The following is an 18,793-nucleotide window of genomic DNA, read 5'->3' as shown; positions in this document are numbered from 1 at the left end:
GCCGTGGTCGTAGCTTCTTCGGAATCGGAGCTCGTTGCATCAATAACGTCTGTGCTCTTCTCCGAAGTAGTAACGGTAGCATCATCAGACGATGACGCTACCTCATCAAGGAGTACCCCCCCCCCCCCCGCTCTGCTCTGCTCTTGCGTGACCATCTGGGACGTCTCGTCACCGAATGCCATGCGCCACGGCATAGCAAGCCCCAGGGTCAGCATCATTGCCACCGCAAAGACGGCTCTCAGACGCCCCCGCTTCTGCCTGTTCATAATCGTCCTCTCCTTACTGTGAAGGATCTGCCTGCAAGCACCTTCCCTACTGCTTGCAAGTAACACTCTGCTTGTTACATATTGATACGTTTATCGATGATACTGATTTTATGATTCTTGTTCAACAGCTCACCCTTCAAAAAATAACGGTAGTCCCTCTTATTAACGCGTTTCACAGATAGTGCCCACTTCCTTTTTTTGACTATCCACGCCTCCTCGCGCTTCTTTTTAGGGCTGCCTACAGGGTGGAGACAACACCTTCCTCCCTGTCATCCGTTCTTTTCACTCACTTCTCATTATTTTTTTCTTATTCTTATAAAATCATTTTATTAATCTATAAAATTAGTTTAGAACTGGGGCAGCAGTCATGAACTGTCCCTCAACAGCCTGGGGAGATCTGGCATAAAAAATATATTTTTGATATTTAATTCACAGGTAAAATACCTTAAATGAACCCTCCTGGCCAACATATAGTTCAAGGTTAACTTAAGGAACTTACCTTTTTCTCTTCTTCAGCAAACTTGCAGGATAAACTTTTGCTTACAAAATCGAGCTCCACTGCATAGGCCTGTATATCCATCAAACTTCTATTTGTGGCGTTCGCATCAATTAAGCCTAGGGCTTCCTGCAAAAACATCTCACTGCATTGACGTTAGAGGCCTTGCTAAAATCTTGCGTTTTACGATAAAAATGTCTCCTCCCTCAACCGATCATTGAAGAAGGGGACACACTTTTACGAGCTGAAGAGGCGGGCCACTAGATCACCATCTTACTTCTCGTCCCCTTTTCAGCGTCGAGTGCGCGAAAGTCGGACCTGCGGATGAGAAGGGACGGACTTCTCGGCAGCGTTTGCCCAGTTGGCGCATACGTCCAAGGAACCCGTCTCGCAGACTTTCACGCACTCGACGCTAAAAGCCCATCCGCGCGCGCCGCTGCGACGCATGCCTGAACCGCACAAAAACAGGCCAGACGCACAGGGCATCTGACCTGTTATTTTCTCTGGAGCCGGCTAACAGACTCGAACTGTTGACCCCCGCTTTACGAGAGCGGTGCTCTACCAACTGAGCTAAGCCGGCAACGGGAGACTATGTTAGAGGATGGGACCCGTCGGCGCAAGCGCGTTTTTCTCGTCACGTGCAGGGAGCCAGGCACCAGCGGCGTAGCGAGAAGAGCTCACCCCGTTGGCCCTCCCCTACAGCAGCCGCAGCACGCCGCGCACGAGGCGCTCGAAGTCCTCCGCATGCTGACCGGCCGCCGCGAGCACGCTCTCGTGCGAGGTCGCGGTCGCGCCTGCCTCGTTGGCCGCGAGCGTGAGCCCGAGCACGTGCATGCCCAGCGCCTTGGCCATGATGACCTCGCAGACCGTGGACATCCCCACGTAGGACACCCCCAGCATGCGCAGAGCCGCCACCTCGGCGGGCGTCTCGAAGCAGGGGCCCAAGGTCCCGGCGTAGACGCCCTCCTCGACCGCGATGCCCAGGTCGTCGGCCACGCCGCGCGCAATCGTGCGCAGATAGGGCGAGTAGGCGTCGTTCATGTGCACGAAGGGGGTCTCTATGCCGCGCTTGCCCTCGCCCTCGGTGAGGGGGTTCATCCCGGTGAGATTGATCTGGTCGGTCAGGATGCCCAGGCCCGTGTGGGCCTGGCCGGCGACCGCGCCCGTCGCGCAGGCGAAGACGATGTCGCGGCAGCCCAGGTGCTGCGCGTGGCGCACGAGAGAGGTGATCTCGGCGGCGCTGTAGCCCTGGTAGAGGTGGATGCGGCCGGGGTAGACCACCACGGGGACCTCGTCGATCGTGCCGACCGTAGCCTCGAAGCTGTGATCGGCGATGGGTCGGGCGTCCAAGGGGAAGCCTTCGATGTCCTGGTAGTCCATCCGGCGCACCGGGTGCACGAGGTTTTTGAGGTGCCCCAGGCCGGTTCCGAGCACGATGGCCACGGGGTGCTCCACAGACGGCTTACAGGCCTTCACGGTGTCCTCGCATACCATGCAGATCCCCTCCTTCTCGAGCCGCTCGGCGAGAACGCCCCGGCCCGACACGAGCTTTCCTGAGTAGGTTCCATCGTAGATGACATTGAGCCCACACGAGGGGCTCTTTGCCTTGAGCACCACCAACGAGACCCCTGAGCGCACAATCCGGTCCGCCGAGGCCTGGGCCCCGCGCGCGAACGCCTCGGTCACGTCTATGCCGTCGGAGCACACAACGCGGCCCCCCACCCGCTCGGCAGGGGGTCGCGGCACGGGCAGGCCCGCGGCGCACTCGGGGCAGAAGCGCACGGCCTCGACCCGGCGGGCGAGCTCGAGCACCTCGGGCGTGGGCTTGGCGCCCCCGTCGTAGCGAACGGGGTCGCCCAGAAGGCAGGCGCTGAACGCGACGCGCACTAGACCAAGGAGCCGATCTGCATGGTCGCCTGGGAGAGCAGCGAGTTCACGTACGTGGACCACTCGGTCGCGCGCTGGGTGTAGGCCGTGGAGTAGGCCGTGTAGGCGACGCTGTAGGCGGCCTGCGCGGCGGCGTAGGTGGCGGAGTCGTTGGTGATCTCGTAGCTGGAGAGCGCAGCGTAGTAGTCACCGTCGGTGCTGGCCCAGGTGTTGCTGCCCGCGTCCCACTCGTCGCCGGCGAGGCTGATGACGTAGCTCGCGTAGTCGGCGGTCGGAGTGTCCTCGGCGCCGTCGGCCGGGGCGGTCGGGGCCGTGGGCTGGTCGGGCAGAGTCGTGGTCACGACAGCGTCGCGCAGCTTGCTCATGAGGGCAGAGCTGGTCAGGGTCGTCTTGGCGGTGTCCTCGTCGATGCTGTAGCTCGAGGCGATCGTGGCGTAGTCGTCGGTGCCGAACATCTGGGTGGCGTAGGCCGAGACCTCGTCGTCGGTGACCGAGAGGCCCTTGTCCTTGGCTCCCTGGAGGATGATCGCGTCCTGTGCGTAGACGACCACGTCGGAGGGGGACGGCACGGCGTAGGTGCCGTCGCTGTTCGCGGCGGCGTCCACGGTGGAGCTCTGCGTGATGACGTCGCGCGCCGAGATGTTGCTCGTCGCGCCCTGGTAGGTGTAGGTAGCAATCGTGCTGTCGAGCTCGTCCGCGCTCAGCGTGGTCTTGCCCCCGAGCGAGACGGTGCCCGCGTTGCCCAGAAGAAAGTGGCCGCAGAGCACGCCCACCACGAGCGCCGCGACGCTGATGGCGACCCACGCCGGCGTGCCGAGCCCCTGGCGTCCCGCTGCGGTGGTCTTCTTCGTGACCGCGGTCGCCGACGACGCGTCCTTGTCGCTGGCCGCATCCTTGGCGAGGTCCTTCTCGCCCGCGTTCTTCTTAGCGTTGGCCGCCATGTGCCTTCCCTTCAAACCGGACGCACCCAAGCGGCACATCCCTGACTAAAACCTCTGCATTCTAACCCCGGGGCCCGCGACGCGACGTCCGCGCGCGGCACTCCCCGAGGGCGGCACATCTCTATGAGAGGGCTTGAAGGATCTCCGCCGAGAAGGACTTGATGTAGCCCGACCCGTTCTTGGCGTCGAACTTCACGCGCTCGGCGAGCGCCTCCTTAGTGGCACCGGACGCGTCTCCCTGCGCGAGGCCGAGAAGCGCCGCGAGCATGTCGCGGTACTCGGCGTCGCCGTGGTAGCACTGGATGGCCTCGTCCAGGAGCGGCCACGCCTCGTCGGAGCGCGCCGGCGAGCTCGCGCCCAGGCGGCACAGGAACACGAAGGCGGCCAGGCGCACCGTCGCCGAGCCGTCGTCGAACAGCGACGCCTCGGCCCCGTCGAAGGCGCTCGCGACCTTCTCCGCGTCCACGTCCGCCAGCGCGGCCAGGGCGTCGAGAATCTCCCAGCGCGTTTGGGCCTCGGGCCTGAAGAGCGCGTCGACGAGCGCGTCGACGTGCGGCAGGACCGCCTTCGGCTTGGCCTTGGCCGTGAGGGCCACCTCGTGTGCGACCTCCTGGCGACGGCGCCTGCTCGAGCCCGAGAGCTCCTCGACCAGGCCCGCGACCTGCTTGCTTGCTGAATCAGCCATGTTCTCCCCCTACTCGCAGAATCCGTCGACCACGGCGGTGCCGCTCTTGGGATCCTGATGAATCTCGATGAAGCCCAGCTTGGCCGCCTCGCGCAGAAGCGCCGTGAACGAGCGGTACCCGAAGGAGCCCTCCGAGAACTGCGGGCGCTTGCGCCTGATGGTGTCCTTGAGGCGCGAGGCCAGGATGAAGCCGTCGTTCTCGCGCTGCATGGCGTCGATCGTCTCGAAGAGCAGCTGGTAGCACTCCCAGTTCTCCTTGGGCACCTTGGCAGAGAAGTCCGGGGTGCCCGGGCCGCGCGTGAGGTCCTCGTAGAAGACGAACTCGTCGCAGACCTCGGCCAGAAGCGTGCTCGTGGCCTCCTTCATGCCCACGCCGATCACCGTCTTGCCGAACTCCTTAAGCTTGGCCACGAGCGGCGAGAAGTCCGAGTCGCCGGACAGGATCGCGAAGGTGTCTATATGGTCCTTGGTGAGGCAGATCTCCATGGCGTCCACCGCCAGGCGGATGTCGGCGGAGTTCTTGCCCGTGAAGGCGCGGTCGGGGATCTCGATGAGCTCGATGCCCAGCTCGTGCAGGGGTGTGATGGCGTCGGAGAAGCGCTGCCAGTCGCAGTAGGCGCGCTTGGCCGTGATGCGGCCCTTGTCCACGAGGCGCTCCATGATGAGCTTGACGTCGGGCAGGGGGCCCGGCTCCTGATGGCCGTTCTTCTTGCGCTTGCCCGTGCCCAGCGCGAGGTTCTCGTAGTCGATGAGCACCGCGATGGAGCTCTGGGGCATGTCAGTTGCGTTCATGCGTTTCTACTTCCTTTTGTTCTTGTCCTGGCGGCCAGCGGCACCTGCACGCCCGGGCGCGGAGGAGGCCGCGGGGTCCTGTACGCTAATGAGCTCGGGCTCGGGGCTACCGTCCCTGCGGGCGCGGCGCACCGCCTCGGCGCGCTCACCGTCCTCACCACGTCTGACCTGGTTTTTGTTTACTCTAAAGAACTTGTCGTGGGCCTTCCAGGGCCCCACGGACTCGCCGAAGGCCATCTTGAGGCCCGCGATGGCACCCGCGACCAGCCCGATCGCCAGGCCGACGAGCACCGTGAAGGGCGTGAGCAGCACGAGCGCGCAGACGAGCGCCCCGACGAGAAAGATGGCCAGGTTGCACAGCCAGTACTCGCGTCGGGTCACGCAGCGCTCCGCAAGCCGGTCGCCCACGCCCGCACCCGTCACGATGCCAAAGAAGAACAGCAGCAAAGCGACGATCGCACCTGCGAAGGAGCCGCCCACGGGCTACTCCTCCTCGTGATGGCGGCAGCCCTCGCCATGATGGTGGCCGCAGCCGTCCCCGTGGCCGCCGCAGCAGGCGCCGTCACCATCGCCATGGTCGTGGCCGCAGGAGCAGCCGCTCTCCCCCTCGTCGCAGCCGTCCTCGTCGTCGCCGCGGTCGAGCTGGGACCAGTCGAGCCCGGCCGCACGGCAGGTCTCCTCGTCCTGGTAGAGCAGCGTCAGCGCCTGGGTGCCCATGCGCGAGCCGCCGATCTGGCAGAGCATGTCGTATAGCGCGTAGGCGTTCTCCGCACCCGGCAGCGTGATGTCGAGCTCCTCGGAGCTCGCGCGGGCCAGGCCGATGTCCTTGCGCAGATGCTCGGCCAGAAAGCCCGGCTTGTAATCGCCCGCCGCAGAGCGCGGCGCCAGCTCCCGGGAGGCCACCGAACCGCCCATCCCACTGGCCAGCACCTCGAGCATGCGGCTCACGTCGATGCCGGACTGCTCGGCCAGGGCCATGGCGTCGGCGTAGCCCACCATGCACGAGGCGAGCGAGACCTGGTTGCAGAGCTTGGCGGTCTGGCCCCCGCCGGGCTTGTCGAAGTAGAAGACCTTACTCGAGAAGGTCTCGAGCACGCCCCGCACCGGGGCGACCTGGGACTTCGTGGCGCCCACGATGAGGGTCAGTGTGGCGTCGATGGCCCCCTGCTCGCCGCCCGTGACCGGGCAGTCGAACGCGTGGATGTCCTCGATCTCGGCGGCGTCGTGGATGTCGCGCGCGAGCTCGGGCGAGCTCGTGGTGAGGTCCACGAGCCAGGCGCCCTTCTTGGCGCGGCGAACGAGCCCGTCCGTGGAGAGGTAGAGGTCCTCGACATCTGAGGGATAGCCCACCATCGTGAAGACCACGTCCGCGTCGGCCGCGGCTTCGGCGGGCGTGTCCGCCCACGTGGCACCAGCGGCGATAAGCCCCTCGGCCTTCTCCTTGGTGCGGTTGTGCACCGTGAGGTCGAAGCCGGCGTCCAAGATGTGGCCCGCGATCCGCGCGCCCATGATTCCCGTGCCAATGAAGGCGACCTTGCGGATGTGGTTCGTCGTCATGCTCTTCTTCCCTTTCGTTGTCGCCGAGGCCCTGGGGCGCTCGGCCGGATGCGGACGCCTTGCGTTGGCCCTACTGCTCGCCGCGCACGCGCCGGGCGAGGCGGTCGGTGAACGAGAGCCCCTCTCGGCGGTCCTTGCCCCAGAACACGAGCGCCACCATCCCCGGACCCACGTGCGCGCCGATGACCGGGCCCACCGAGCTGAAGATGATGGGGGCGTCCTGGCAGCCCGGCTCCTTGCGGAGCTGGTCGGCAAGCCAGTGGGCGTCCTTCTCGGCGTCCGCGGAGATGATGCCCACGGGCAGCTGCCCGTCCGCACCGCTCTCCTGGAGGTAGTTGGCCTTGAAGTCGGCGAGAATCGCGCGCAGGGCCTTCTTGCGGCCACGGCACATCCCGCGCAGCGTGAGCGCGCCCGCGAGGTCGTAGGAGAGCTCGGGCTTGATGTCCAGCTTGCCGCCCACCTGCGCGGCGGCGGGCGGGATGCGGCCCCCGCGCGCCAGGGCGTCGAAGGACTCGAGCGTGAAGTAACCCTGGAGGTAGTAGCGCGCCTCCTCGGCCCACTTCACGAGCTCGGCAGCCGTGAGGCCGTTGGATGCCTGGTGGACCGCCTCGATGGCGAGCAGCTGCGCTGCGGACGAGGGGTTGGCGTTGTCCACGACGTAGAGTTCGAAGCCCGGATGCGCCTCCCGGACGGTCTGCGCGGCCTGACGCGCCACGTCGATGCTCGAGGAGAGGCCCCGCGTGAAGGCGAGGTAGACCGTCGGGGTCCCCTTCTTGGCCGCCCCCTCGAAGACCTCGAGGTAGCGACCGAGGGTGATGGCCGAGGTACTCGCAGGTTCCCCCTTGCGCATGCGTTCGTAGAACTCGTGGGGGCTCATCGACTGCCAGAGATCATCAAGGTGCTCGACGCCCGAGAGGACGAACGGGAACTCCAGGACCTCGACGCCCAGGGCACGGGCGACCTCGGGCGCGAAGTCAGCGCAGGAGTCCACGATGATGTTGACGTTGGACGTGGCATGATACGCGCGGCCCAGGCGCGCAGCCTCCTGCGACGCCTGGGCGTTGGTGCTCGGTTCTGTGGGTGCGCCTTCGGGTGAAGCGGACTGTCCCCTACTGCTCATGCATCTCCTCAATCTTGGGCTTTATGATTCCGTATCCGCCATTCTTGCGGTGATAGATCACGTTGACAAGCCCCGTGGTGGCGTTGGTAAACACGTAGAAATCGTGGCCGATAAGATCCGTCTGGACCAGGGCCTCCTCCTCGGTCATGGGCAGCAGGTCGACGTACTTCTCGCGGACCAGGGACTCGTCTTGCTCCTCTGCGGACGGCTCGATGAGCTGGGCCAGGTCCTCCTGGGTCGCGGTGCCGGCCTTGGCGGCGGCCATGCGCTGGCGGCGGTCGATGATGCGGGTCTTGTACTTGCGCAGCTGGCGGGTAGCCTTGTCGGCGGCGTCGTCGATGGAGGCGTACATGTCATCGGAGCTGGACACCACGCGGACCACGTTGTTGCGCACGAAGATCGTGACCTCGCAGACCTTGCGGCCGGGGTTGGAGGGGTTCTTGTCCACGCGCAGAACGACGTCGCAGGTCATGGGCTGAATGTCAAACACCCTGAGGGCGTTTCCTATCTTATCCTCAACGTGCGCGCGCAGGGGGTCGGACACGTTCACCTTGCGGCCAGAAATCTTGATGTCCACCATACGAGCCTCCTAACGATTGCCTTGGACGCGGATGACGAGCACCGCGTCCCTACGTCCCTGATACCCAATTGAGCACGGGGCACACCGCCGCGCGAGGCGCCCACGGGTGCGAGCGGCCCTCACTGCCCGGCCGTCGCGGTGGCAGCGGTGGCGTCAACGGCGGTGGCGAGCGTCGCGGAGACCCCCGTGACCTTGGTCGCGTCCGTCAGCGTGGGAAGGTCCCCGACCCAGCGGGCCTTGGCGATGGCGGCCACGCCGTTTTCTTGGACCTGCTCGAGGGCGATCCGCACGGCCGCCGTGAGAGACGAGGCGTCCGGGGAAAGCGCCACGCCCACCGAGGAGGGGTCGTCGAGCGTGCCCACAAACGAGATCCCATCGTGGGTGCAGGCCAGGTAGGCACCTGCGTAGGCATCGCAGACAACGTAGTCGGCCGAGCCGGCGGAGAGGGCATCGAAGGCCTCGTTGAGGTTCGTGTAGGTCGACTCGTCAACGGAGAGGTCAAGCTTGGAGAGGGCCGCCTGGGAGACCGAGCCGGACTGGACCGCGACCGTGGCGCCCGCGAGGTCGGATGCGTCAACCGACGCGCTCGCGGAGGAGCCGCCAAAGACGCCCAAGGCGCTCTGTGCGTAGTCGCCCACGACCGTGACGGCCGCGTCCTCGTTTGCGTCGACGCCCATGACCACGTCGCAGCCGGACGCGAGGCCCGCCGAGGCGCTGGGCACCGAGACGAACGTCACGCTGGACAGGCCGAGCGCGTCGGCGAGCGCGTAGGCGGTGTCGACGTCGATGCCCGCAAGGGAGCCGTCGGTCGTCGACCTGAGAACGAGGGGCGCCGCCTCCGAGGACTTGACGCCCACCGTGAGCGCGCCCGCCTCGCTGAGGTCGGAGTCGGCCACAACGGGGACGAGGCGCTCGCGACGCTGGGCGCGGGCCTCGGCCACCGACGTCTGGCCCACCAGGGAGTCAAGGTTGACGGGGCCGATCGAACAGCCTGCCAAGACAACGAGCGCAAGGGCGGCTGCGGCAGCCTTCGCGGCGGTGTCCCTGCGGTTGCGCTTCATTGTCTGTCCTGCCCTTCTCCGTCTTCCATCGCGCCTCACCCAGCTGACCTGGTCTTTGACCCCACACTCGCGCACCGGGGACGTCGCGTCGGACGCCCGGGCGCCCGCACTGTAGCCCCTCTCGCCCGCGAGGCGGGATGCCTCAGTGTATGACGGGCGGTACGACTTACCTCTAGGACGAGCCATGATCGCCCGCACGCGCGCACGGACTTACGTGGATCCCTTTGCCCTCGTCTGGCATGGAATAGGGCGGCGCGCGGCCGCCCGCAACCACAGACCTGGATGAGACTGATTCAGTATACCCGCCGCTCGCAGGTCGCGTGAAGGGCGCGGGGTTTCTTGAGGCGCGGTCACGGAACACGACCCGCCGGCGAGACTGCGTGCGCTCACGAAACGAGGGCTGTGGCACGGCCGGGGCCGTGGGCGCTCACGAAACGGACGGTGGGGCACACGACAGGGGGGCTCTGGCGTTCCACGGCGCGGGATTCGTGAATACGCCCCTTCTCGCACGCCCTCCGTCTCGCCCGCATCTCACCAGACGCGGGCGAGGACGCAGGCGGTGACGGACGAGGCGCCCCGGGCGAGAAGCGAGCGCGCGGCCTCGTTCACGGAGGCGCCCGTGGTGGCCACGTCGTCAACGAGCAGGAGGTCGAGGCCGCACACGTCCTGCGTCACGCAGACCGTGCCCGCGAGGTTGTCCGCACGGCCCGCTCGCCCCAGGACGCGCTGGTCACGCGCCGGCAGGCGGGCGAGCACGTCGGCAAGCGGCAGGTCGAGCGCACGGGCGAGCGGGCGGACGACGAGCTCCATGTGGTCGAAGCCGCGCCGGGCGAAGGCGGCCGCCGTAGCGGGGACGAAGCAGACGGCGCTCGTGCGCCCCACGTCGAAGCGCGCGGCTCCGTCGGCGGCGGGCCAGGCCGCGGCCTCCTCGAGCGCGCAGAGCATCGCGGCGGCCATGACGGGGGCCAGGCGCAGCTCGTGGAAGTCCTTGAGGCAGCGGACCATGCGCGCGGCGGCACCCTCGAAGCCCAACGCGGCCACGGTGGCGCGCGGGACCCAGCTGCCGTCACACTCCGTACAGGTGAGAAAGCCAAACGGGGCACCGCAGACGGGGCAGGCCAGACGCTGCTCGACCCACGGCAGCTCTCGGCGGCACTCGTCGCAGACGAGCTCGCCGGGCTGATCGCAGCCCACGCAGCGCGTGGGCCAGAAAAGCTCCGCGAGCGCCTCGGCGGCCACGCCAAAAATGGGCATGACGACCCCCTTCTCACGGCAGATGGGGGTCCTCGTGGGAGCTCAGTCTAGCACGCCGCCCCCGCTACACCGAGAAGAACGCACGCGCGTTTCTCCAGAGGGCGTCATAGGTGGCCTGACGGCTCGCGCGGCCGACGTCGGCGCGCACGTCGGCGAGGCGCGCCACGGTGAAGGCCACCATCGCAGGCTCGCCCTCCTCGCCGCGCAGGGGCACCGGGGCCATGTAGGGGCAGTCGGTCTCGGAGAGCAGGAGGCGCTCCGGGCAGAAGGCCGCCGCCTTGCGGATGTCGTCGGAGCGCGAGAAGGTGAGGGCACCGCCGAACGCCATGTGGCAGCCCAGGCGCGCGAAGTCCTCCATGACCCTGACGCCCGAGGTGAAGCAGTGCAGGTCGCAGCCGGCCTCCGGCACGCCGAGCTCGCCCAGGATGCGCGCGAGGTCCCGGTGGGCCCCCACGCACACGTCACCCGCCGCGTCGCGGATGTGGAGCTCGACGGGCAGGCGCCTCTCGCGGGCGACCTCCAGCTGACGGCGAAACGCCCGCTCCTGCACCTCGGGGCTCGCAGGCGCGTAGGGGCCAAAGTCCAGGCCAATCTCGCCCACGCCCACCGCGCGGGGGCTCTCCAGAAGCTCGTCCAGGCGCGCAAGGGCCGCCTCGTCGAGGCCCTCGGCCCCATACGGGTGCGCACCCGCGACGATACGCACGTTGTCCAGGAGGTCGGGCGCGCCGTAGCCGTCAAAGGCGGGCGGCGCGAAGCCCTGCTCGGCGCACTCCTCGAGGCATTCGTGAGCGGTCTCGACCTGGTCGTCGAGCCAGGCGAGAAGCGCGGCCACGTCCGGCCAGGTGCCTGGGATCTCGCTCACGGGGTCCACCGGGACCACGAGCAGGCGCACGCCCACGAGCGCCGCGCGGGCGAGCGCGAGCGCCGGGTCATGCCCCTTGAAGCTCGTGAGGTGCCCATGGGTGTCCGCGAGCGGGGCGAGGGGCCGCGGCAGAGCGCACACGCGGCCCTTTCGGTCATGGAAGAGCTCCCCGTCGGCAAGGGTCAGGTGGTCGAGCACGACGAGCTCAGGCATGGTTTCCTCCCAGGGGAAGGGCTGCGGGCGGGACCGCAGGCGGAATCGCGGACGGAGCTGCGGGCAGCGCCGAGGGCAGGGCGGCGGCGAGGCGCACGAACTCCGCCGGGGCGAGGGTCTCGGCCCGACGGCGAGAATCGATTCCCGCGGCCGCAAGGCCACGATCGAGCTCGTCCTTGGCAAACCCCGAGGCGGACATGGAGTTGCGGATGGTCTTGCGACGCTGCGCGAAGGCGGCGTCGATCACGGCCGTCGTGGCCGCGACCTGCGCGGGAGCGAGGGGCTCTCCCGTCTGGGGGTCGCGCGGGCGGGTGCGCTCGATGCGCACCACGGCCGAGTCCACGTGCGGGGCCGGCGTGAAGCTGGACGGGCCCACCTCGAAGCGCCCCGTCACCCGCCCCAGAAGCGCGAGCTTGGCCGTGTAGGCGCCATAGGTGCGGCTGCCCGGCTCGGCGCAGATGCGGTCGGCGACCTCGGCCTGCACCATCACCACGCAGCGCCCAAGAGACGGCCACTCTTGCAGGAAGCGCATGATCACGGTGGCCGCGACCTGGTACGGGAGGTTGGAGACGAGCTTGGTGGGCACGACCTTGTCGGCTTGTCCCCCACACGCGGCAAGCGCCGCCGCAACCTCCGCGGGCCCCACCTTGAGCGCGTCTGCGACCACGAGCGCAAGCTTCTCGCCATCCGTGGCGCAGGTCTCAGAGAGCACGGGCGCGAGCGTTCGGTCCGCCTCGATGGCGCAGACGGCGGCCACGCGCGGCAAGAGAGCCACCGTGAGCGTGCCGATACCGGGGCCCACCTCGAGAACCACGTCCTCCTGGTCGAGCTCCGCCAGCTCCAGGATGCGCCCGATCACCGCATCAGAGACCAGGAAGTTCTGGCCCAGCCGGTGCTTGGCGGCCAGGTCGAAGCGCTCCAGCACGGCGCGGGTCTCGCGCGGGCTGGCGAGGCGGGAGTAGGGGGAGGCCTCGCTCACGGCCAGCTACCTTCCGGAGTCGAGGCGCGGGAAGAGCGCGTCGCCCTTGGTCACGGCGACGCCGCCCGCCAGGCCGCCCCACGCGCAGGCTGCCGCGAGGTCATCCACCTCGGCCTCGTTGGAAAGCGACATGCGCGCGAGGACCTCGGCGGAGCTCGTGGGCATGAAGGGAGCGAGCAGGTGGGCGCAGATGCGAATCGACTCGAGCAGGCTCGAGATGATGTCCGTGAGCTCGCCCGCGCGCGCGGGGTCCTTGGCCACGGCCCAGGGGGCCGAGTCCTCGATGAAGTGGTTGGCGGCGTGGACGAGCTCCATGACCACGTCCTTGGCGCCCACGTAGTCCATCTTCTCCATGCGCGCGGCGTAGCGCTCGCAGATGCCCTGGGCGAGGTCGTGAAGGACGCCGGGCCGCCACTCCCAGCCGTCCGCGAGGGTGGGCGTCTTGCCGTCGAAGTACTTGGCGCTCATGTTGAGCGCCCGTGAGACGAGGTTGCCCCAGCTGTTGGCCAAGTCGGCGTTGTAGACCTGCTCCATGCGCTCGAAGCTGATGGCAGAGTCCTCTCCGTGGGAGACGTCGCACATGAAGTAGTAGCGGTAGCCCTCCACGCCCAGAAGGTCGATGACCTCGGCCGGCGCGATCGCGTTGCCACGTGACTTGGACATCTTCTCGGCGTAGCCGGTCTCGGAGTTCTTGACCGTGAGGAAGCCGTGGGCGAAGACGTGGTCGGGCAGGTCCGCACCGATGGCCATGAGCATGGCCGGCCAGATGACGCAGTGGAAGCGGATGATGTCCTTGCCCACCACGTGGCACTGGGCGGGCCAGCGTCGCGCGAACTCGGCGCGCGCGGCCTCGTCGTCCGCGCCGTAGCCCACCGCCGTCATATAGTTGAGCAGCGCGTCGAACCACACGTAGGTGACGTGGCCCTCGTCGAAGGGGACGGGGATGCCCCAGTCGAAGGTCGTGCGGCTGACCGAGAGGTCCTGCAGGCCACCGGCCACGAAGGAGCGCACCTCGTTCATGCGAAAGTCCGGCTGCACGAAGTCGGGGTGCTCGTCATAGAGCGCGAGCAGGCGGTCCTGGAACGCGGAGAGCTTGAAGAACCAGGACTCTTCCCGGACGCGCTCGAGGGGCCGGCCGCAGTCGGGGCAGAGGTGGGCTCCGGGGCGCTCGCGCCCCTTGTCGGCCTTCTCGACCTGGGTCTCGGTGAAGTAGGTCTCCTCGGGCACGCAGTACCAGCCGTCGTAGCTGCCCTTGTAGAGGTAGCCCGACTCCCTCATGCGCTCCCAGAGGTACTGGACGGCATGACGCTGGCGGGGCTCGGTCGTGCGGATGAAGTCGTCATTGGAGATCTCGAGGCGCCCCCAGAGGTCCTTGAAGAGCGGAACCTGGGTGTCGCACCATTGCTGAGGGCTCATCTCGTGCTCCTCGGCGGCCTCGGCGACCTTCTGGCCGTGCTCATCCATGCCGGTCAGGAACTTGACGTCGTAGCCCATCGCGCGACGGAAGCGCGCCTGGACGTCCGTGAGGATCGTGCAGTACGCGGTGCCCAGGTGGGGCGCGGCGTTGACGTAGTAGATCGGGGTGGTGATGAAGTAGGAAGGCTTTTCTGCCACAGGACTCTCCTCATGACGGACGGATGGCATCGAGGCGGGGGGGCGCGACAAGGCGTGCGGCCGCAGCTTGATAATTGTACTCTTATGCATGGTCCGGGCGCGATGCGGACTCCGGGGTCACGGCGCGGAGGGTGCAGGCGGCAGCGAGACGAGAGAAGGTGGGGCCCATGACGCTTCAGCAGCTGAGGTACGTGGTAGAGGTGGCCGACGCAGGCTCCATAACGGCGGCCGCGGCGCGCCTGTTCATCTCGCAGCCGAGCCTCTCGGCGGCCGTGGCCGAGCTCGAGGCCGAGATGGGCGTCACGATCTTCGAGCGCGGTGCCCGTGGCGTACGCGTGAGCGAGGAGGGGACGCGCTTTCTCTCCTACGCGCGACAGGTCATCGAGCAGGCCGACCTCCTGGAGAGCGCCTACGCGCACGGCACGCCGCCGCGCCGGGTCTTTGCCGTCTCGTCGCAGCACTACGCCTTCGTGGTCAACGCGTTTGTGGAGCTCGTGCGCGAGATGGGCCGCGACCGCTACGAGTTCTCCCTGCGCGAGGGGCCCACGGCGGGCATCATCGACGACGTGCGTACGCAGAGAAGCGAGCTGGGCGTGCTCTTTCGCAGCCCCTTCAACCGCGAGGTCATCACGGGTGCCGTGCGCCGGGCGGAGCTGCGCTTCGAGCCGCTCTTCGTGGCGCGGCCGCACATCTTCGTGAGCCGGACGAGCCCCTTGGCCGGGCGAGAGCGCGTGAGTCTAAGCGACCTGGAGCCGTTCGTGCGCCTGACCTACGACCAGGGCACGCAGAACTCCTTCTTCTTCTCCGAGGAGCTCCACCCCACCGAGCAGGCCGACAAGAACATCGTGGTCACGGACCGCGCGACCCTGTTCAACCTGCTCATCGGCCTTGACGGCTACACCATCAGCTCCGGCATCCTCTCAGCCGACCTGAACGGCGAGAACATCGTGGCCGTGCCGCTCGAGTCCGACGAGGAGATGGAGCTGGGCTTTGTCAAGCTCTCCGGCCGTCCGCTCTCCGCAGTCGCCGCGCGCTACGTCGAGCACCTGAGGGCCTACGTGCAGGGACAGGGGTACAGCGAGGCGTGAGGGGTGGTGCGACGCGGCGGGCTTCTCGGCAGCGCACTCGACCGGCTACCCCACGAGCACCATGGTCAGCCAGACGAACAACGCCGTCAACGCCACGAAGGCGCCCGTCACCGCCCACGAGCGCCAGTTGCCCCAGTTGAGCGTCCAGCCCACGCCGAAGCGCTTGGGTACCATGACGCTCGGGTCGTCGCGGCTCACGTAGAAGACGCCGCCCTTCCAGAGGCCATCGTCGTCGGTGGAAAGGACCTCGTCACGCCCAGCGGAGGTCCCCAAGAGGCGTGCGCCGGACTGGCCCGTCCATGCGGAGAGGGCCAGGGCGACACCGGTGCTCACGAGCGTCAGCACGCCCACGAGTGCGCCCGCCTCCCCCATGCCAACGATCTGGGCTTCGGAGAGCACCATGAGCGTCATCGACGCTGTGAGCGCGAGGCCCATGCCCAGAAGCGAGGCGGTCTGGACTTGCGCGAAGCGCCCGTACGCGAGGGCACCCGCCACCGGGCACGCGCCCGCTCCCCCGCGCTTGCTCACGAGCACGCCCGCGTGGCAGGCGATCATGACGGCAGCCATGAAGAGCTGCATGAGAACGGGAAGTGCCGCCGCGCCCCAGGACTTTTCGGCCCAGCCGTTCACGACGCCGTCCAGACCCGTGTGCATGGGGATCTGAGCCGGCATGGAGGGATAGAGCGCCACGGTCAGCGCCGCCGTGGCGCTGATAATGGGCAGATAGAGAAGGTTCCACGCAAGGGGCAGGGGGCCGGGAGCGGCGGCGGGCAGCACTGCGGAGGTGGTCTTCTCACCGGTGGCGCGCCAGCCCTCCCGGACCTTGATCGCCTGGACGCGGGCACGGCAGACGAGCATGCCTGCGAACCCCACGACGGGCAGGACCATGCAGAGCGTGACGTAAAGCGCGACGTTCGTGGGGTCGAGAACGCCGATGAGGGCCACAGCCACCGTGAGCGCGACCATGGCCGCCGCATAGCCCGCGCGCAGGCGGCGGATACGTGGGTCGTGGACTGCAGCGGGCGGCACCGTAACGGCAAAGACCTCGCCGGCGGGCGTGAGCCACGGCATGACGGCCATCGAAAGGCCGGGAAGCGCCAGGCAGATGGCGAGAAGAACGGACAGGAAGCTAGACATGACGATGATCCTCTCCTGAGGACGACGAGGCCTGCGCGGGCCACACCGCCTTGGTAACGTCGCGCGCCTGGGCGAGAAACTCCTCGGGCGTTCCTCCGCTCGCGGAGAGCTCCGTGGCAAGACGGGTAAGGCCGGCGCGCAGCGTGGCAGCGTCGAGGCCGGCCGTGGACTCGGAGGCAGCATCGGCCACGAACGCGCCGCGCCGACCGAGCAGGAGCACGTAGCCCTGGGATGCCAGGGTCTCGTAGGCCTTGTGAACCGTATGAAGGTTGATGCCCAGGTCCCGCGCGAGCGAGCGCACCGAGGGCAGCGCGTCGCCGGGTCGCAGCTCGCCGGTGGCTATGGCGACGATGACCTGCCGGCGGACCTGCTCGAAGAGCGGCTCGGCGACGAGGCGGTCCACCGTGATGACCATCAGCGCCTCGCCCCGCCGGGCGGCACGGGCGTCGAAGCCTGCTGGCTCTTGTCATCATTTGATGCCGTGAGCAGCGGCTCCTTGCCCGCACGCTGCATGCGCACGAGGCGCGCGGCCGTCCCAAAGGCTCCGAGTGCCCACAGGTGCCACGTCTGGCGAAAGCGAACGGGGCGAAGCAGCGCATGGCCAAACCCCTCGTGCGTGACCAGGCGCGCGATCACGACGCCGAGCGCCGGGAGGAGCATGGGAACCAGAGCGAGAAGGGACCCCGCAGCGCCTCCCCCCTGAAGGGCAGGCCACAGGACTCCTATTTCGAACGACCAGGTCAACGCATACGTCACCACGACGAACACGAGGATACGACGCTTCTCCACATCCATTGCGAGCCTCCACTCTCTATGGTGGCCGCAGTATACGCCTTCTGTTCTATCTTAACTAGAACAGATAGGTATTTTTGAAAGTCTGAGGAGGCGAGCCCCTCTCGTCGAGCTACCATCCGCCCGATGCCGCACACCGTAACAGGACTGGAGCAAGTTTTTGATACTTTCGCCTCCTGTTGGCGAAAAAGACGACCTACCAGCAATCGTCAACTGAGAATATATGGATTCAAAATAAATAAAGCGCCCCAATCCGCGAGTGAGCGCAAACCGGGACGCAGGAGGAGCTGCGGAGGACACGGGTCTTCCAGTGACGGCCTATCCCCAGACCTCCTCGGCGATCTGACGCACGAGGCGCACCTTGGTCCACTGCTCGGCCTCGCTAAGCTTGTTGCCAATCTCGCACGACGCGAAGCCGCACTGCGGCGAGAGACACAGGCGCTCCAGGGGCACGTACTCGGCCGCCTGGTGGATGCGGGCGATAACCTGCTCGGGGTTCTCGAGCACGGGCGACTTGGTGGTCACGAGTCCCAGCACGACCAGCTTGTCCTCCGGCACCTCGGCAAGCGGGGCGAAGCCACCGGAGCGCTCGTCGTCGAACTCCAGGAAGAAGGCGTGCACGTTCTCGCGGGCGAACAGGAACGGAGCCACGCGATCGTACGGTCCGCTTCCGGCGTACGTGGAGTGGTAGTTGCCGCGGCACACGTGCGTGTTGACCGTGAGGTCACGGGGCAGGTCGCGCAGGGCGAGGTTGTTAACGCGCAAATAACGCTCAGCCTCCTCCTCGAGCGTCGCACCGTTCGCCGAGCGGGTCTTCCAGTAGCCCTTGTCCACGATCATGCCCCAGGTGCAGTCATCGAGCTGGACGTGGCGGCAGCCGGCGGCGTAGAGCTCCGCGATCACGGTGCGATACGCGGTGCCGAGGTCCTCGACAAGGTCATCGATATTGGGGTAGATCGACGCCGTCGTCCGGGCATGCTCCTCGTCGCGGAACAGCTCGCAGAGGGTCTGCGCGGGCGCGGGGATGGTCTGCTTGGCAACGGTGTTCTTATCCTCGAGGGCCTGCACGAACTTGAAGTGCTTCACGAACGGGTGGTTCTCGCCGCTGATCTTGCCCGTGAGCTGCGCGGAGCCGTGCGTGGTCTCCTCACCGTGGAAGAAGTAGCCATGGTCGAGCTCAACGTGGTCGATGCCCTGGAGCCCCCACATAAAGTCAAGGTGCCAGTAGCTGCGACGGAACTCGCCGTCGGTGATCACCGCAAGGCCGGCTGCCTGCTCCTTGGCCACGAGGTCACGAATGGCCTCATCCTCGATGGCAACGAGCTGGTCATGGCCGATGGCGCCGGCCTCGAGGTCCGCGCGGGCGCGCTTGAGGGCGTCGGAGCGCAGGAAGCTCCCCACCACGTCAAAACGGTGTGGGGTCTGGTGGTCGTACGGGATGCTCATGAGTGCTCCTCCTTGATGGCGAG

18 protein-coding genes and 1 tRNA gene are annotated in these 18,793 nt (G+C 67.1%); 1 reads left to right on the top strand and 18 read right to left on the bottom strand.

The features are described 5' to 3' along the window. Positions 1-1,266: 1,266 nt before the first annotated feature. The 14 genes from INP52_RS02505 to metG all read right to left on the bottom strand — a co-directional run bounded on the left by INP52_RS02505 (position 1,267) and on the right by metG (position 14,307). Positions 1,267-1,342 (bottom strand) — tRNA-Thr (locus INP52_RS02505). A gap of 116 nt (positions 1,343-1,458) precedes the next feature. Further along, positions 1,459-2,649 carry a purine-nucleoside phosphorylase gene (locus INP52_RS02500; RefSeq protein WP_194372135.1) on the bottom strand — a complete coding sequence of 397 codons (1,191 nt, stop codon included), beginning with the start codon at positions 2,647-2,649 and terminating at the stop codon, positions 1,459-1,461. Continuing rightward, positions 2,649-3,590, bottom strand: a complete 942-nt coding sequence (locus INP52_RS02495; RefSeq protein ID WP_228478386.1) for a hypothetical protein — start codon at positions 3,588-3,590, stop codon at positions 2,649-2,651. Before INP52_RS02495 ends, INP52_RS02500 begins: the two co-directional genes overlap by 1 nt. 121 nt (positions 3,591-3,711) lie before the next feature. Then, the gene (locus INP52_RS02490) at positions 3,712-4,275 is read right to left on the bottom strand and encodes a hypothetical protein (RefSeq protein WP_194372133.1); all 564 of its coding nucleotides are present in this window, start codon (positions 4,273-4,275) and stop codon (positions 3,712-3,714) included. 9 nt (positions 4,276-4,284) lie between these two features. Further along, positions 4,285-5,067 carry an NYN domain-containing protein gene (locus tag INP52_RS02485; RefSeq protein WP_194372131.1) on the bottom strand — a complete coding sequence of 261 codons (783 nt, stop codon included), beginning with the start codon at positions 5,065-5,067 and terminating at the stop codon, positions 4,285-4,287. A 6-nt stretch (positions 5,068-5,073) separates the two neighbouring features. Then, positions 5,074-5,547 (bottom strand): hypothetical protein, encoded by a 474-nt coding sequence (locus INP52_RS02480; protein WP_194372129.1) that lies wholly within the window; start codon positions 5,545-5,547, stop codon positions 5,074-5,076. A gap of 3 nt (positions 5,548-5,550) precedes the next feature. Beyond that, positions 5,551-6,624 carry an NAD(P)-dependent oxidoreductase gene (locus INP52_RS02475; RefSeq protein WP_194372127.1) on the bottom strand — a complete coding sequence of 358 codons (1,074 nt, stop codon included), beginning with the start codon at positions 6,622-6,624 and terminating at the stop codon, positions 5,551-5,553. 70 nt (positions 6,625-6,694) lie between these two features. Then, positions 6,695-7,744, bottom strand: a complete 1,050-nt coding sequence (locus tag INP52_RS02470; RefSeq protein ID WP_194372125.1) for a DegV family protein — start codon at positions 7,742-7,744, stop codon at positions 6,695-6,697. Further along, positions 7,734-8,324, bottom strand: a complete 591-nt coding sequence (gene hpf, locus INP52_RS02465) for a ribosome hibernation-promoting factor, HPF/YfiA family (protein ID WP_194372123.1) — start codon at positions 8,322-8,324, stop codon at positions 7,734-7,736. The genes INP52_RS02470 and hpf overlap by 11 nt, the downstream gene beginning before the upstream one ends. Before the next feature lie 119 nt (positions 8,325-8,443). Continuing rightward, entirely contained in the window at positions 8,444-9,385 is a 942-nt protein-coding gene (locus tag INP52_RS02460; RefSeq protein ID WP_194372121.1) for a substrate-binding periplasmic protein, read from the bottom strand. 531 nt (positions 9,386-9,916) lie between these two features. Continuing rightward, positions 9,917-10,639 (bottom strand): ComF family protein, encoded by a 723-nt coding sequence (locus INP52_RS02455; protein WP_194372119.1) that lies wholly within the window; start codon positions 10,637-10,639, stop codon positions 9,917-9,919. Positions 10,640-10,703: 64 nt separating this feature from the next. Further along, a complete protein-coding gene (locus INP52_RS02450) occupies positions 10,704-11,714 on the bottom strand; it encodes a TatD family hydrolase (protein ID WP_194372117.1) in 1,011 nt (336 codons plus the stop codon). Further along, complete coding sequence (rsmA, locus tag INP52_RS02445) at positions 11,707-12,693, bottom strand: 16S rRNA (adenine(1518)-N(6)/adenine(1519)-N(6))-dimethyltransferase RsmA (protein WP_194372115.1); 987 nt, start codon at positions 12,691-12,693, stop codon at positions 11,707-11,709. The genes INP52_RS02450 and rsmA overlap by 8 nt, the downstream gene beginning before the upstream one ends. A 6-nt stretch (positions 12,694-12,699) precedes the next feature. Then, the gene (gene metG / locus INP52_RS02440; RefSeq protein ID WP_228478385.1) at positions 12,700-14,307 is read right to left on the bottom strand and encodes a methionine--tRNA ligase; all 1,608 of its coding nucleotides are present in this window, start codon (positions 14,305-14,307) and stop codon (positions 12,700-12,702) included. A gap of 167 nt (positions 14,308-14,474) precedes the next feature. Between metG and INP52_RS02435 the strand changes: the two genes are divergently transcribed. Continuing rightward, the gene (locus INP52_RS02435) at positions 14,475-15,395 is read left to right on the top strand and encodes a LysR family transcriptional regulator (RefSeq protein WP_194372113.1); all 921 of its coding nucleotides are present in this window, start codon (positions 14,475-14,477) and stop codon (positions 15,393-15,395) included. Between the two features lie 45 nt (positions 15,396-15,440). On the opposite strand, the gene INP52_RS02430 is transcribed toward INP52_RS02435, so the two are convergent. The 4 genes from INP52_RS02430 to INP52_RS02415 form a co-directional block, all read right to left on the bottom strand. Beyond that, positions 15,441-16,532: a DUF1648 domain-containing protein gene (locus tag INP52_RS02430; RefSeq protein WP_194372111.1), complete on the bottom strand. Its 1,092-nt coding sequence runs from the start codon at positions 16,530-16,532 to the stop codon at positions 15,441-15,443. Then, positions 16,525-16,947: a GntR family transcriptional regulator gene (locus tag INP52_RS02425; protein WP_194372109.1), complete on the bottom strand. Its 423-nt coding sequence runs from the start codon at positions 16,945-16,947 to the stop codon at positions 16,525-16,527. Before INP52_RS02425 ends, INP52_RS02430 begins: the two co-directional genes overlap by 8 nt. Beyond that, positions 16,947-17,327, bottom strand: a complete 381-nt coding sequence (locus INP52_RS02420) for a hypothetical protein (RefSeq protein WP_194372107.1) — start codon at positions 17,325-17,327, stop codon at positions 16,947-16,949. The genes INP52_RS02425 and INP52_RS02420 overlap by 1 nt, the downstream gene beginning before the upstream one ends. A 315-nt stretch (positions 17,328-17,642) precedes the next feature. Then, on the bottom strand, positions 17,643-18,770 hold the full coding sequence (locus INP52_RS02415; protein WP_194372105.1) for a 5-methyltetrahydropteroyltriglutamate--homocysteine S-methyltransferase: 1,128 nt from the start codon (positions 18,768-18,770) through the stop codon (positions 17,643-17,645). Positions 18,771-18,793: the final 23 nt, after the last annotated feature.

The sequence above is a fragment of the Thermophilibacter immobilis genome, assembly GCF_015277515.1.
GTDB lineage: Bacteria > Actinomycetota > Coriobacteriia > Coriobacteriales > Atopobiaceae > Thermophilibacter > Thermophilibacter immobilis.
The sequence above is the reverse complement of the archived record's forward strand: the minus strand, read 5'-3'. Positions and strand labels throughout refer to the sequence as shown.

Bases quoted from the DNA above. Each gene is read 5' to 3' on its own strand.
- INP52_RS02495 (WP_228478386.1), bottom strand. From the start codon at position 3,590: ATGGCGGCCAACGCTAAGAAGAACGCGGGCGAGAAGGACCTCGCCAAG.
- INP52_RS02490 (WP_194372133.1), bottom strand. From the start codon at position 4,275: ATGGCTGATTCAGCAAGCAAGCAGGTCGCGGGCCTGGTCGAGGAGCTC.
- INP52_RS02485 (WP_194372131.1), bottom strand. From the start codon at position 5,067: ATGAACGCAACTGACATGCCCCAGAGCTCCATCGCGGTGCTCATCGAC.
- INP52_RS02475 (WP_194372127.1), bottom strand. From the start codon at position 6,624: ATGACGACGAACCACATCCGCAAGGTCGCCTTCATTGGCACGGGAATC.
- INP52_RS02470 (WP_194372125.1), bottom strand. From the start codon at position 7,744: ATGAGCAGTAGGGGACAGTCCGCTTCACCCGAAGGCGCACCCACAGAA.
- hpf (WP_194372123.1), bottom strand. From the start codon at position 8,324: ATGGTGGACATCAAGATTTCTGGCCGCAAGGTGAACGTGTCCGACCCC.
- INP52_RS02460 (WP_194372121.1), bottom strand. From the start codon at position 9,385: ATGAAGCGCAACCGCAGGGACACCGCCGCGAAGGCTGCCGCAGCCGCC.
- INP52_RS02455 (WP_194372119.1), bottom strand. From the start codon at position 10,639: ATGCCCATTTTTGGCGTGGCCGCCGAGGCGCTCGCGGAGCTTTTCTGG.
- INP52_RS02450 (WP_194372117.1), bottom strand. From the start codon at position 11,714: ATGCCTGAGCTCGTCGTGCTCGACCACCTGACCCTTGCCGACGGGGAG.
- INP52_RS02435 (WP_194372113.1), top strand. From the start codon at position 14,475: ATGACGCTTCAGCAGCTGAGGTACGTGGTAGAGGTGGCCGACGCAGGC.
- INP52_RS02430 (WP_194372111.1), bottom strand. From the start codon at position 16,532: ATGTCTAGCTTCCTGTCCGTTCTTCTCGCCATCTGCCTGGCGCTTCCC.
- INP52_RS02425 (WP_194372109.1), bottom strand. From the start codon at position 16,947: ATGGTCATCACGGTGGACCGCCTCGTCGCCGAGCCGCTCTTCGAGCAG.
- INP52_RS02420 (WP_194372107.1), bottom strand. From the start codon at position 17,327: ATGGATGTGGAGAAGCGTCGTATCCTCGTGTTCGTCGTGGTGACGTAT.
- INP52_RS02415 (WP_194372105.1), bottom strand. From the start codon at position 18,770: ATGAGCATCCCGTACGACCACCAGACCCCACACCGTTTTGACGTGGTG.